Source organism: Synechococcus sp. CS-1332, assembly GCF_025127995.1.
In the GTDB taxonomy this organism is placed as follows: domain Bacteria; phylum Cyanobacteriota; class Cyanobacteriia; order PCC-6307; family Cyanobiaceae; genus Cyanobium.
Genome location: NZ_JAHLYP010000041.1, coordinates 70,119 through 83,955, shown reverse-complemented (window position 1 = coordinate 83,955; position 13,837 = coordinate 70,119). Strand labels below are relative to the sequence as shown.

Annotated in this window: 12 protein-coding genes; 11 read left to right on the top strand and 1 reads right to left on the bottom strand. The window is 56.4% G+C overall.

Annotation, left to right across the window (positions count from 1 at the left end):
* Window positions 1-92: 92 nt before the first annotated feature.
* A complete protein-coding gene (locus tag KQ305_RS09555) occupies window positions 93-1,052 on the bottom strand; it encodes a glycosyltransferase family 8 protein (RefSeq protein WP_259725181.1) in 960 nt (319 codons plus the stop codon).
* A 1,485-nt stretch (window positions 1,053-2,537) separates the two neighbouring features.
* Between KQ305_RS09555 and KQ305_RS09550 the strand changes: the two genes are divergently transcribed.
* From KQ305_RS09550 to KQ305_RS09500, 11 genes are all read left to right on the top strand, one after another.
* The gene (locus KQ305_RS09550; RefSeq protein ID WP_259725180.1) at window positions 2,538-3,581 is read left to right on the top strand and encodes a polysaccharide biosynthesis/export family protein; all 1,044 of its coding nucleotides are present in this window, start codon (window positions 2,538-2,540) and stop codon (window positions 3,579-3,581) included.
* A gap of 48 nt (window positions 3,582-3,629) precedes the next feature.
* Window positions 3,630-5,099, top strand: a complete 1,470-nt coding sequence (locus KQ305_RS09545) for a hypothetical protein (protein WP_259725179.1) — start codon at window positions 3,630-3,632, stop codon at window positions 5,097-5,099.
* A 208-nt stretch (window positions 5,100-5,307) separates the two neighbouring features.
* Window positions 5,308-6,444 (top strand): O-antigen ligase domain-containing protein, encoded by a 1,137-nt coding sequence (locus KQ305_RS09540; RefSeq protein WP_259725178.1) that lies wholly within the window; start codon window positions 5,308-5,310, stop codon window positions 6,442-6,444.
* Window positions 6,445-6,486: 42 nt separating this feature from the next.
* Window positions 6,487-7,827, top strand: coding sequence for a lipopolysaccharide biosynthesis protein (locus tag KQ305_RS09535; RefSeq protein ID WP_399231188.1), 1,341 nt, complete (start codon window positions 6,487-6,489; stop codon window positions 7,825-7,827).
* Window positions 7,828-8,004: 177 nt separating this feature from the next.
* Window positions 8,005-8,850, top strand: coding sequence for a glycosyltransferase family 2 protein (locus tag KQ305_RS09530; protein ID WP_259725176.1), 846 nt, complete (start codon window positions 8,005-8,007; stop codon window positions 8,848-8,850).
* A gap of 83 nt (window positions 8,851-8,933) precedes the next feature.
* Window positions 8,934-9,869: a glycosyltransferase family 2 protein gene (locus KQ305_RS09525; RefSeq protein WP_259725175.1), complete on the top strand. Its 936-nt coding sequence runs from the start codon at window positions 8,934-8,936 to the stop codon at window positions 9,867-9,869.
* Between the two features lie 40 nt (window positions 9,870-9,909).
* Window positions 9,910-10,941, top strand: coding sequence for a glycosyltransferase (locus KQ305_RS09520; protein ID WP_259725174.1), 1,032 nt, complete (start codon window positions 9,910-9,912; stop codon window positions 10,939-10,941).
* On the top strand, window positions 10,938-11,393 hold the full coding sequence (pssD, locus tag KQ305_RS09515; RefSeq protein WP_259725173.1) for a PssD/Cps14F family polysaccharide biosynthesis glycosyltransferase: 456 nt from the start codon (window positions 10,938-10,940) through the stop codon (window positions 11,391-11,393). Before KQ305_RS09520 ends, pssD begins: the two co-directional genes overlap by 4 nt.
* Window positions 11,390-11,881 carry a glycosyltransferase gene (locus KQ305_RS09510; protein WP_259725172.1) on the top strand — a complete coding sequence of 164 codons (492 nt, stop codon included), beginning with the start codon at window positions 11,390-11,392 and terminating at the stop codon, window positions 11,879-11,881. Before pssD ends, KQ305_RS09510 begins: the two co-directional genes overlap by 4 nt.
* The gene (locus KQ305_RS09505) at window positions 11,878-12,879 is read left to right on the top strand and encodes a sugar transferase (protein ID WP_311134339.1); all 1,002 of its coding nucleotides are present in this window, start codon (window positions 11,878-11,880) and stop codon (window positions 12,877-12,879) included. The genes KQ305_RS09510 and KQ305_RS09505 overlap by 4 nt, the downstream gene beginning before the upstream one ends.
* Window positions 12,876-13,376 carry an ATP-binding protein gene (locus KQ305_RS09500; protein WP_259725170.1) on the top strand — a complete coding sequence of 167 codons (501 nt, stop codon included), beginning with the start codon at window positions 12,876-12,878 and terminating at the stop codon, window positions 13,374-13,376. Before KQ305_RS09505 ends, KQ305_RS09500 begins: the two co-directional genes overlap by 4 nt.
* The last annotated feature ends 461 nt before the right edge of the window (window positions 13,377-13,837 follow it).

The following is a 13,837-nucleotide window of genomic DNA, read 5'->3' as shown; positions in this document are numbered from 1 at the left end:
TCAGCCTTTTTAAAAGTCCCCAGTCGAGAGAGAGTTTGCTCCTCAAGACTGAAGACCCGAAATGGTCAACAGACAGTAAATATGAGACAAAGTCACGCAGACCGCATGAGTCGGCGGAGTTTTCCCTTCACCATCTCCAAGGTTGGGATAGAACGGGCAAATTTTTGATAGGCGGCGGCTATTCCGAGCAGCCGAACAGGGCGTTCACCGGCAAATGCGGTGCGATCAAGTAGTGCAAACCATCGATCTTGAAAATTGGCGGCATAATCTGCATGCCAGGGTTTGACTTTACCCAAAAAATGGATAATACCGTCTGAGAAGTTAGCATCGGCCTTGCCTTTAGAAGTATTCCATTTTGGATCGAGGATCACCCAGTCGTCTGCTAAGACTATATTCAGAGCATCCTGATCCATTTGATCAAGCAAATCATAGTTATCAAGTGCAATGTCAAGAGCTTTAGACTGGATCTGACGACGTCGCCAAGCGTCCAGATCAATCACCATCACCCCTGAGTTAAAATACTGAAGGGGGTTTTGTAGTTTTAGTTTGACACGGAGGCGTTGCTGTTGCTCTGGGGTCGAAATGCCACCATCAATGACACAAGCACTGGATTTTCCTTGCAGATCAAGGGTTTGTAAGCTGTTCAGGTCAGAACAAACAATTAAATCTGTATCCAAGTAAATGCAGCGAGATACGTCAGCCAAATATTCGGGTATAAAAAAACGGGCATATGGAGACTTGCTCTTGACGAGTAACGTGCTTCTAAACTTGTTAACCTTATCAAGATCAAAATCAATAAACGTAATATTGCCGAGATTGGAGGTTTGCCAGGAATTGGAGAGTTGCTGCTTATCTGCTAGAGATAAATCGACGCTAATGACATAAGCATTAAGGGTTGTACTACAGGCTTCCAAGGCGGAGCGAACGGTGACCGCTGCCCCCCAAAGATAATTAGCCGTTGCCACAATCACAATATTAACCATTGTGCCTCTAGGGACCTTGCTGATTGAATTTAGCTCAGCATTTTGGTTCAGACCCGTCTTGATGGCCAATTGGCCGCAAAATCTGACACGACTCCTGGGAATCCCAAAGCTTGTTCCCTAGGGGTTGTCTTTCCCAGGGAAAGATATGTTACGATAAAAAGCTTTTTAAAAGAATATAGCCTCTGTCTTTGACCAAGCAGTTGCCCCAAGGGGTGACCCGTCCGGCGTAACAGCAAGCTCTCAAAGCAGACATCAGAACGACGAAGAGTTCGCCCGCTCGTCAGAGAGTGGTAAGGATGTCCCTGGAGTGTAACGCGACCAGAGGCCTGTGACAGAAAGGGATCAGGCTGGAACAATGGGGACAAGACCGAGATCTTCAGCCCCTGGAACTCCGTGAAGGCCCGTTAACGGCCGCCCTCACCGGTGGATTGGCTAGGGAAAACCACTTGGTGTTCTTCCAACTGGACCTGGCGGCTGAACTGGATCTGGAAGCGATCCACGCTTCTTTCCGCCAGAAGGACCCTCGGAGGGGGACCAGGGCAGGTGCAACGTTTCAGCACTGGTTCTGGCGTGGTTGGCGCCGTGATGTCGTGCATCACCGCTTGCATGCCGTCCGACCCGGAACGGCTGAAATCCAGCCAGGCGCCACAGGGTGAAAACCGTCGTCCTGAACGTTGCCATCGGCCCGGCTCCATTGCCCCGGTAGCGGTGGCCATCCTCATGGAGCTGGTTTCCGGTGATCGCCGCCATGCAGCAGGGGCTACCTAGCCGGTTGGTCTGGATGAGATCCGGGGATTCCCTGTCCCGCAGCTTTCAGGTGATGTCATGCCGGTGCCGCCTGGACAGGGCTTTCTGGGCCAGGGCAGGGGCGTGCCAAGGGCCCAGGCGTAGACGCTGACCTCGGCAACGAACCGATGCTGGCCATCCTCGGGCTTGACAGCAGAGCCCCGCAGTGACATTCCGTCGCACAGCCACTGCTCCAGGGCGTCGTCTCCGCCTGGGATCTGGCTGATCGTCCAGACGTGTAGAACCTCGCAGAACTCCTGCAGGTGGACGCAAATGAACAGCTAGACGAAGGTGGCGTCGGACGACCAGGGCTTGAACTCCAGGCCCAGCGCTTGGTTCAGGGGCTCTCGGTGCAACGAGGCGAGACCCTCCAGATCACGGGAGCAGTGGCAGCCACTCAGGAACCCAGCCTCGTCACCGTCAGCGGGAACCACTGCGGATAATGCACCCCACGGCGCTAGCGACCTTTCGGGATGTGCTTGAGTGAACTGATTAGATCAGCGTGCGCCCACTGATCGACTGGGGCAGGGATGGGTCTCGGACATCGCGAACGGTGAGATTTGCCGAAAAACCCAATACTGACAGCCCCGCCAGCGGCCACACGGGCAGACTTTTTGACGGCCGTGCCTCCAGGGGATTGAAATCATCAGGTTTTTGTGCGCTCACTCCTCATTCTTGCGCAGAGATGAAGCCCGTAGCTCTCCGACTATGGATACGCTATGGTTGTTTGGGTTTGTAAATCAATGAAACCCTCCCCAATCGACACACATGTCGAAAATCCTCTTATGGCTTCTTGGAGTGGCTTGCATTCTTGGCAATGCAGGAACGTCTCTAGCCTTACCGATCTCGCCAGGGGATCGTGTCAAGGTGACAATTCCGGAAGGGGATGAATTCAGCGGAATCTTTGAAGTTAATTTGAGCGGAGAGCTTGAACTTCCGTTTACCAAGGGAATCTTGGCCGTGGGTCTTGAGCCGGAACAGTTACAGAAGCGTGTCTTTCAAGCCCTTGTACAACAAGGTTTTTTTCAGCCATCTTTCCTCAGGGTCAGCCTGAGCGTCGTCCAGTGGGCACCTGTCCCGGTCTTTGTGATTGGATCTGCTTTTCAGCCTGGACGGTTATTGATCAACGAGTTGAGTGATGTAGAGCAGACCCAGACTCCTGTTCAACTTTCTGGGCAAGCCCCGCTCAATCGTATGCTCACAACGGCACTCCGTCGTGCTGGAGGCATTACTCCCACGGCCGATGTCGCCGCTATACAGGTGAAACGAGGTTCAAAAAGGCAAGTGATTGACATGTCCGGTGCTTTCACGGGAGAACCTTTTAACGACATCCCACTCATTGCCGGTGATCAAGTCATTGTTCCGGACACTGGTACCGTTAATCCACTAATCGTTCGCCCTTCTCAGATTACGCCCACTGAAGTTGAGATTAACATCTCAAATCTGACCGTTCCAGCCGCTGGAAACTCCGTTGCTGGCATTGGCACTCAGGCCAGGAATTTTCCCTATGGATCTCGTCTCTCCCATGCGGTTGTCTCGGCCAACTGTGCGGGTGGAACGATGGTCACCAATGCGCGACGCCGAGCCATCCTGGTGAGAACTGAAAGGATCTCGGGCAAGACGGCTGTCTACGAAAGAGGGGTAGAAGATCTTCTTCGCGCGTCTACAGACAGCACCAATAACCCCTATCTCATGGCAGACGATGGTGTTGCTTGTTACGACTCCAAGATGACCAACTTCCAGGCTGTCCTTGGCATTTTGACTCAGTTTCTGAATCCAGCCGTTTTGATCTATGATCGCAGTATTCCCTAGAGCATAGTGAAAGACTCACCTCATATCTTTCGTCGACTCAGGCCTCATGTGCTGGCCGTGCAAGAACCTTTGAGCAAGGCAGCGCGGCTCTTTGCTGAGCAGAGAAAGAATATTCCTGGATTGAAGATTCCCAATCCAAAGGGCTGGTGGCACGGACTGAGTCGAACTGACAAGCTTCGCTGGAGTCGTTATCTATTCGTATGTACATGCACCAATGGTCTGATATGGGGTTCCAGCATTCTGTATCTTGTGCTTGCCAAGCCAGTCTATACCAGTTCTTGGGCTCTAATCCTACCTGGAAGCGCTAACGCTGTGAATTTAAGCCTGCCTGAGATTGGTCAAGCCACAGCATCAAACGAATCCCTTGGATTGGCCACATTTGATCCTCGTGCCAACTATGAATACATCTTCGTTAGCGAGCAGGTCATCGCGCGGGCTGCAAAGATTGCCAATATTCCTAAGGCGGATTTCGCGAAGCCTCGCATTAAGAACATTGACAATACAACGCTGATGCAAATTGATGCCACCGGTCCGTCTCCTGTAGATGCACGCAAACGTGCCTATGCGTTGCATGACGCCATGGTAGAGCGTCTCAATGAGCTGCGTGTCAGCGAGATCGAGCAACGGCAAGGTCCAGCACAGAAGATTCTGCTGGAAACGCAACAGAAGCTTGAGACTGCGCAGCAACAAGTCTCTGCATACAAGCGCACATCTGGCCTCACCTCTATAGAACAAGTTGAAATCCTGTCAGCTAATATTGAACAACTACGCAAGCAAAGGGCCGAACTTGCTGCCCAGCAATCCCAGGCTGAGAGCCGGCTGCAGGAGTTGAGCCTTAGCCTGGGCCTGTCTCCATCAGAGGCCGCCGATGCATTCAAGTTGCAGGTTGATCAAATCTTCCAGCAGAATATAAAGGACTACAGCGAAGCCACTGCTATACTCAAGGTACAACTTTCTAAGTTCGGCCGCAATAATCCTCGGATTCTCAAAGAGATCAAGCGGCAAGAAGCTGCAAGGCAAGCGATGAATCAACGTGCCACTGTGTTGCTTGGTCGCCCTGCCTCCGCCCAGACGCTCTCAAGACTTGCATTGACTGGTGCCAGTTCAGGCCGTGATTCTCTATTCCAGAACCTGGTGAACTACCAGTCAGATGCTTCTGGTGCAGCATCACAGGTTCGCAAGCTTGACCAACAGATCAGCTCCTTGGAGGGGCGACTCAGGTTGATGTCCCAGAGGCAGTCTTCTTTGGAGAACCTTAAGCGGAATGAACAGATCGCAGAAGCAGTCTTTGCATCCACGTTGGCCAAACTGGATCTTGGTCAGGCGAACATCTTTGCAGCTTTCCCGCTGATTCAGATTGCTGTAGAGCCGACTCTGCCAGAAAAAGCTACGTCACCAAAGCGAACGTTGGTGCTTGCTGGCTCAGCCTTTGGTTCCATCCTGACGACTGTAGGTCTTTGGATCCTATGGATCCGCAAGCCCTGGATCAAACGGGTCGCCAATTGGATTTCGACTTAGCAAGGGGACTTCATTGGGACTTAAAACGCTTCTTTCAAGGGTATTCCAGTCTGAGGATGATCTTCAGCCGAGAAATTGGCCAGAGCGTTTGGTCTGGTGGTCGATTGTGTGCACTTACCCTATCTGGTTATTCGGGGGCCTTTATGTTGTGGGGTCTGTTCTGTGCTGGCTGCTCCTGGGGTGCCTACTGATCAAGATCCTGGCCCGAATGGATCACCCAGAGGACAATGAAGAAATCTCCATATCACCTGTGATCTGGGTTTGGATCATCGGCATGATCATCATGGAAGTTGCCTTGATTGCAGGTCATGTGAACTTCAACCTCGGGACTGGAGCGATCATCAAGTCCTCGATTGGTTGGGCCAAAGGCTGGGCCGCACTCGCGCTCTATCCCCTAGCAGGAGCGCTGCCGATTCGGAGCAGCATCCCGACACGTGCCATTTGCATCGTGGGCTTTCATACGCTCCTGATCATGCCGCTTCTGCTGCTAACCCCGCATCTGGGCCTGCCAGAAGTGCTCTATGTCTCGCCATTGAGGGCCGTCGGTGGTCCAGGGAATGAATTCTTTGATGTTCCACTTTACGAGATTGACGGTACTACCGGTGACCTTCGCTGGCGACTCTTCTCTCCATGGGGGCCGGCCCTTGGCTTTGTGGGTAACATCAACTTCATGATTTGTCTTCTGGAAAAGGATCGCAGATGGAAGATTCTTGGCATTACTGGCTCAATCGTTATGTGCTTCGTCTGCAAGTCGCGTCTTGCCCAGCTTGCCATCATCTTGATCCCAACCGTTACGGCGGTGGTTTCCAGGCTCCGCAAACCGTCTATGCTGATTTCTCTTGGCTTTCTATCTTATCTTGGCGGAATCTTTGCCACTTCTATTCTGACTGCCATAAACGATTACTGGGAAGGATTTAAAGGTGCACGGGCTGGCTCTACGCGTGTTCGCTTTGCATTAAAGAGAATAGCCTTCCATCGCTGGGAGACTGAGGCTCCGATTTGGGGGCATGGTGTTGTAGAGGGCGGACCCCATCTGGTTGAGTACATGGCCATTGGCTCCCATCACACCTGGGCCGGAGTTCTTTTTGTGAAGGGTATTGTTGGCTTTGTCGCCCTGGCTGTTCCCATGTTGGTTACAGCGCTTGATCTATTGCGCCGCGCTGCCAGCTCCCGCTATCAACTTGGCTCAGCCGGGCTGGGGATCATCATTCTACTATTCATGTATACATTTGGCGAAAATCTCGAGATTCTGGTTTACCTCTTCTGGCCTGGAATGCTTATCATGGGAATGGCCCTGCAGGAGAAGAAAAGCCCCCTCCAGCCTGAAGTTCAAACCGTATCGTGAATCATCCACTCTGCCAGCCGTTAGCCGCTTTGATGCCATGATGTGCAATCCAAAGGCAGGAGGCCGGCCAATGAAAGCTCGGCCGCGTGGGGTTATCCCTTGATACGCCTGCTCAGCAGCCTGAAACAGTTCATCCCAAAGGATCGATTCATCCGCAACATTGGCTGGATGGGCGTAGGGGAAGTGGGGATTCGCGTCTCGCGGCTCCTGGCCACGGTTCTGCTGGCCAGGCTGCTGAGCCCCAGGGACTATGGCCTAGCCGCCATCGTGTTGACGTCCGGTGAGCTTATCAAGGTCTTCACACGCAATGGCATCGGCGACAAGATCGTGCAGGCCGATGAGGAGGATGTCCAGGAGATCTGCCAGACGGCATGGAGCCTGAACTGGATGATCGGCTTCAGCCTCTTTCTCGTACAGATCATTGGTTCGTTTATCTTTGCTAGCGTTTACAAAGACAACGCGCTGATTCTGCCGATCATCGTGGTGAGTTTCAGCTATTTGATCTACCCACTCTCCATGGTCCAAACGGCGTTGGTACGCAGGCAGAATCGGCTGAAGTTTTACAGCATGACCAACCTGGCAGCTGTGGTCACAGACAATCTGTTGACGGGGGTCTTCGCACTGATGGGCATGGGCATGTGGGCGATTGTGCTGCCCAAGCTGTTGGTGGCTCCAGTCTGGGTCGCCATGATGCTGCGTTTCGAGCCCTGGCGGCCCGTGATGACATTAACGCTCAAGCGCTGGAAGTCCGTGCTGGGATTCGGCAGTCGCATCCTGGGTGTGGAGATGCTCAACACCTTCCGGGAGAATGTGGACTATCTGCTGATCGGTCGGTTCATCGGTGTCAAAGCGCTTGGGGTGTACTTCTTCGCCTTCAACGCAGGATTGGGCCTGAGCCTGAGTGTGATCAACGCTCTGTCCGTCTCCATCTACTCCGACTTCTGTGACGTCAGAAGCCAACCCGCTGAACTGAAAAGGCGCTTCAGCAAGAATCTGCTCACCATCACCAAGGTGATCGTGCCCGTGGTGGCGTTGCAGTGCAGCCTGGCCCCCCTCTATGTACCGATCGTTTTTGGTCAGAAGTGGGTGTCGGAGGGTGCCGTGCCGATCCTGATGCTGATCTGCCTGTCGGCCCTGTCACGCCCCTTCGCCAATGCTTCCTCGATGCTGTTCCGAGCTGTGGGCTTGCCCCAGGTGGATCTGCTCTGGAACCTGGCCTTCACCGTGGCCCTCACGGTGGCCATCCTGATCGGCACGACCTGGGGATCCCTGGGCGTGGCCGTGGCCGTGGCAGCGTCCCATCTCACGCTTCAGCCGATCTACCTGATGATGGGGCAACGGCTGCTGCGAAAAATTCAGGTGGCTCAGCCGGCAAGCCTTTGACGCAGCGTCGCAAGCCTTAGACATCAACATCGTCGCGCCGTTGGGGCCGCGAGCAACGCGCGGTTATGGTGATTGAAGCATTCGTGCCTCGCTGCTCCCGCCGCAGGCCTGGATCACGTTCGTGGTGCCATGGGTGCCATCAGAGCCAACCCTGACATCCACCCGCCTGATTCACTCGTGAAGATCTACGCCATCTGCCTGATCAAGAATGAGGGTGATGTCATTGCTGATTGTCTGACTCATGGGCTGAAGTTCTGCGATCGGATCTTTGTTCTTGATAACGGCAGCACGGATGGCACCTGGGAAACTGTGAACGCCCTGGCTCGGCAGTATCCAGCGATCGTGATTGAAGAACAGCTCCTGGTGCCCTTCCGCGATGGGATGCGCTCGGTCGTCTACAACAAATACAACCACGAACTGGGTGATCAGGATTGGTGGCTGCGGCTCGATGGGGATGAGTTCCTCGAAGGGGACCCCAGGGAGGTGCTGGCCAAGGCAAACCGTGAAAAGGCCGACTTCGTGACGGCCTGGAATCTTCAGTTCTACTACACGGATGCCGATTACAAGAACTGGGAGGCCGAACAGTTAGAGCCCAACCGACCCATCACCGAACGGCGACGGTACTACTCAGCCAACTGGCGAGAGTATCGCTTCTTCCGCAACCAGCCCCATCAAGCCTGGAACGAAGCGGTGGCCCCACAGTGGCCCAACGGACTCACCAAAGCCTGCTCGCAGCGTCTCTACAATCGCCACTACCCGTACCGCACTCCTGACCAGATCAAGGAGAAGCTTCAGGCCCGTTTCGGCCATGAACAGTTTCGCCATATCAACTCGGTCGACTGGACATCCAAACTGCTGCCTGCGCGCCAGCTGAACCACTTCCAGGAGGGTCAGCCGCCAACGATCAACCAGTTCGATTACTACGCCAAACGCCTGCGGATGATCCGGATCACCTTGATGGGGCGGTTCAAGGCCTTCCTGCGTCGGCTTCTAGGTGGCCACCGCTCCAGCCATACGTCGTAGCCGCCACGATGGCAAACATTGATCAACACGAGACTGCTCCAGCTGTTCCAGAGTCAGCAGAGCTGGAAGCACCGTCCATTTCCGTGGTGGTTCCGATCTACAACGCGGCGCCGCACCTCGAGCAAACCTTGCGCTCGGTGCAGTCGCAGAGTCTGAGCAACTGGGAACTGATCGCCGTGGATGACGGGTCCACTGATGACAGCCTCGCCATCGTCTCCCGCCTGTTCGGGGATGATCCCCGGGTGCACCTTGTGAGCCAGCCCAATGCCGGAGTCTCGCTGGCCCGCAACCGCGGGGTGGCCCGCAGCCGTGCGCCCCTGATCGCGTTCCTCGATGCCGATGACCTCTGGCATCCCGACAAACTGCGCCTGCATGCGGGTTACCACGCCAACCATCCTGATGTGGGCGTGACTTTCGCCCGCGTCGAGTTCCTGTCTCCCGAGGGGACGCCCACGGGCCTGCTGGCGGCCCTGCCCCGGGAATCGCATCGGCCAGTGGATTTTCTCTGTGAGAACCCCACCAACACCACATCCAATTGGGTGCTGCGGCGGCAGGTGTTCGAATCGGTGGGCGGATTCGTCGCCGACATGAGTTATTCGGAGGATCTGGAATGGCTGCTGCGGGTGGCCTGCGATGGCCGCTGGCAGATCGCCGGACTGTCCCAGGTACTCACCTACTACCGCACCTCGGCCGGGGGACTCTCCTCAAGCCTGCAGCGCATGGAGCAGGGTTGGCTGCGGCTGATCCAGGAAGCCCGTCGCTATGCGCCCGAGCTGGTGGCGCGACACTTCGCCACGGCCCAGGCCATCCACCTGCGCTACCTGGCCCGGCGCTCGCTGCGCCTGGGAGGAGCCCCCGCCATCGGCACCGATTTCATGCTGCGGGCCTTGCGCTCCGATTGGCGGATCCTGCTGCGGCAACCGCGCCGTAGCGTGCTTACTGCCCTGGCCATTTTCGCGCGCCAGCTGCTGGCCCCCTTCCGGCGCCTGGGTAGCCGCCACGACAGAGCAAGGCCATGATGACTTATGTCAACGCCCTTCTGCCTGTGAGCGCACTCCCATGAGCCAATCTCCCCTGGTCTCCGTGGTGATGCCGCTCTACAACTCCGCCGCCACGGTCAGGGAAAGCCTGGAATCCGTTCTCAGCCAGACCTACCCCAACCTGGAGATCCTGGTGGTGAACGACGGCTCCACCGACGACGGGGTGGCGATCTGCCAGAGGTATGAGGACGCGCGCCTTCGTGTGGTGCATCAGCAGAACCGGGGCCTGGCCGGGGCTCGGAACACAGGCATCCGGCAGGCGAAAGGGGAATTCCTGGGATTTCTGGACAGTGATGATCTGTGGTTGCCCACCAAAGTGGAGCGCCATGTGGCCCATCTTCAATCGAGGCAGGAAGTGGGCGTCAGCTTTTCCCGCTCCGGATTCATCGATGAGAGCTCCAGGCCGATCGGGATCTACCAGATGCCGAAGCTGCAGGACATCACCCCGGAGATCGTCTTCTGCCGCAATCCGATCGGCAATGGCTCGGCTGTGGTGATCCGCCGGGACGTCTTTGCCGCCATTCGCTTTGAGGCGAATCTCTACGGCGAGGTGGAAGACTTCTACTTTGACGACACCTTTCGACAATCCGAAGACATTGAATGCTGGCTGCGGATTGCGCTCCAGACCCACTGGCGGATCGAAGGCCTCCCCGAGGCGCTGACGCTCTACCGCATCAGCGACGGTGGACTCTCGGCCAACCTGATGAAGCAGTACGCCTCCTGGGAGCGGGTTCTGCTCAAGACCGAAGCCACCCATCCGGAGTTTGTCGCCGAGTGGGGCTCCAGGGCCCGCGCCTATCAGCTGCGCTACCTGGCCCGCCGCGCCACCCGCCAGCGGGATGGCGCCCTGGCCGTGCGTCTGTTGCACCAATCCCTGGCCACCGACTGGAGGGTGCTGCTGGAGGAACCACGACGCACCCTGATCACGCTGCTGGCCGCCTACCTGCTGAGGGTGTTGCCGGAGGGTCCCTATCGCTGGCTGGAGGGTCTGATGCTGCGCTCCACCGGAGCCAGCCAGCAGCGGCGTATGCGTGGGGAACTCAGCCGATGAAGGTCTTGCTGGTCTGCTCATCAGGGGGGCACTTCAAGGCGCTGCAGCAGCTGGCCGATTTCTGGCAGCGCCATCCCCATCTCTGGGTCACGTTTCGAACCGCCACCACGGAAACGGCCCTGGCCCAGGAGCAGGTGCTCTGGGCCCACAGCCCCACCAACCGCAACCTACCCAATCTGCTGCGTAACCTCTGGTTGGCCTTGCAGGTGGTCCGCACCGAGCGGCCTGACGTGATCCTTTCAACCGGCGCCGGAGTTGCCGTTCCCTTTCTTCTGATCGGTAAGCTGTTTGGATGCAAGACCGTGTTCATCGAATCCGTGACCCGCATTCAAACGCTCAGTCTTTCGGCACGGCTCGTCCATCCGTTTCTTGATATTTTGTACGTTCACTGGCCCCAGTTGCAGCTTCGTTATCCCCGCGCCGAGCTTGTTCAAAGCAAGATCGGATCATGATTCTCGTCAGCGTCGGTACGGAGCAATTTCCCTTTAACCGGCTGATGCAGTGGGTGGAGCTGCTGATCCAACAGGAGCTGATCAACGAGGACATCGTCGTTCAGTACGGTACCTGTACGTTTCTTCCCAGTGGCACCACGGTCTATCGATTGGTGAAGGAAGACACCTTTCGCTCACTGATTCGCAAGGCACGGGTGGTGATTGCCCATTGCGGAGAGGGCACGGTGCTGTTGCTTGATGAAATGCGGCAGCCCTTCATTCTTGTGCCACGCAGCGTTCGCTACCAGGAGCATGTCGACGACCACCAGGTGGAACTCGCCCTGGCTCTGACGGAAATGGGTGTACCCATTGCCTGGAGTCCGGGCGATCTGGTTCGCTTTCTTGAGGCCCCGATCAAGACCTCCATCAGTGATGTGACGGACATTTCCGCCCAGTCCCTGTGTCGCAGTCTCCAGAGCCATTTTTCTGCCAATTTTGCTGCGACATGATGGGAAGTCAGTCTCCCCACTCTGCTTTCGTCAGGACCGTACAGAACGGCATCCTGTTCCTCCAGCTGCCACCACGGCTGACCGTCAGCGAAGCCGTGGCCTTTCGTGCCGGGTTCGCCGACTGGCTGGGGGAGGCGGAAGACCTGCGCGTAGTGATCCTGGATTTCGGACGGACGGCCGTCATTGACAGCAGTGGCATCGGCGCCCTGGTGGGCGCCATCAAGACCGCCAAGGAGCAAGGCGTTCCCCTCTGCGCCTGGAGCCTGCACCGGCAGGTGTTCCTGGCCCTGCAGATGACCGGGCTGGAGAAGGTGTTGCCGGTGGCGGCCCACTCGGAGGGACTGCTCCCCCAGCTCTCGCACGTCGAAGATCAACGCCCTCCCCTGACCCATCCTTCGGTGCGCTCCGGAGTCAAGCGGTTCATGGACATCTGTGGTGCGCTGATCGGACTTGGCGTCACGGGGCTGCTGTTCCTGCCCATGGCCCTGGCGATCCGTCTGGACAGCCCGGGGCCGATTCTGTTCAGCCAGGTTCGCTGCGGCTGGATGGGCCGTCATTTCCGCATCTGGAAGTTCCGCTCGATGGTCAGCAATGCCGAGACACTCAAAGGCACTGTGGCGAACCAGGCCCAGGGCGCCTTCTTCAAGAACGACAACGACCCCAGAATCACCAAAGTGGGTCGCATCCTGCGCAAGACCAGCCTCGATGAGCTGCCCCAGTTCTGGAATGTGCTGATCGGTGATATGAGCCTGATTGGAACCCGGCCGGCCACACCGGATGAGGTCCTTCGCTATGCCATTCCAAGCTGGCAGCGCTTTGATGTGCGCCCCGGGCTAAGTGGCGAATGGCAGGTGAGTGGCAGGTCGTCGATCCGTGATTTCGAGGACGTGATCAAGCTCGACCTCCGCTACCAACAGAATTGGAGTTTGAGCTATGACCTGAAGCTGATTGCCAAAACATTCCTTGTGCTGCTCAGCAAGGATTCGGGGGCGACATGAATCCGAACCTGTCAACCGATGCATTGCGACCCAACAGCGAACTGGCCGTCATCAGCGATCTCGGTGAACTGGAGACCGTGCTGTCTTGGTTTGAACGACAACAGCACCCTGACGTTCCTTCGGATCTATGGATGCAGGCTCAAATGGCGCTTGTGGAAGGTTTCACCAATGCCGTTCGTCATGCCCATGCCCACCTGGTTGCGCCGCCCCAGGTGCAACTTTCGTTGCGGTTGTCCAGCAGTTTGTTCTTTCTGGAGATCATTGATCACGGCCAACCGTTCGCGTTGGAGTCGGCCATGGCCAGGGTGGAAGCTGAAATCACAGAAAGCGCTTCGGATCCCCTCGCCAGGGAAGCCCATTGGGGGCTGGTGATGTTTCTTAAACTCCAGAAGGCGTATGGGTGGACCATCAGCTACACAAGACGCGATGACCAATCAAATTGCCTTTCTTTGAGCCACCCGCTCAGCGGTGATGGAGTGGTTGGCGGGTCATACTGAAAAATTCTGGATGACAACGGGCGGGTTGAAAGACTGACCAACGGGTCCAGAGGTGAAGGTAGTAGTTCGTCCCCTGCGGTCCCCGTCCCCAACCATTGTCCAGGTTCTGGCCCCAGATGATGCTGTTGGCTTCCAGCGATGTTCTCTTCTCCTTAGGGAGCTTCATCAGATCGCCCCGGTAGATAATTCTGCGGCCCCTGTAGTAGAACCCTGGCTCCATGGCCAGGCCCCGGAGCTTCTCATCCAGTCTGAACCAGACTTTCTTGCTCTTATGCAGCAACCAGAAGCTTCTTGAGCAGGTTGGCGGTACGGCGTCGTTCTTGTAGCTGTAGAGAACGCCGGGATGGTGTTCCAGGGACCCAAGTGATGAAGCCGTGATCTCCAGACCCATAAGCAGAGCGGCAGACGTCCATGCAGAGATTGGATGCAACCGTCCTTACCATCCCGGCCTTCTCTGTCAA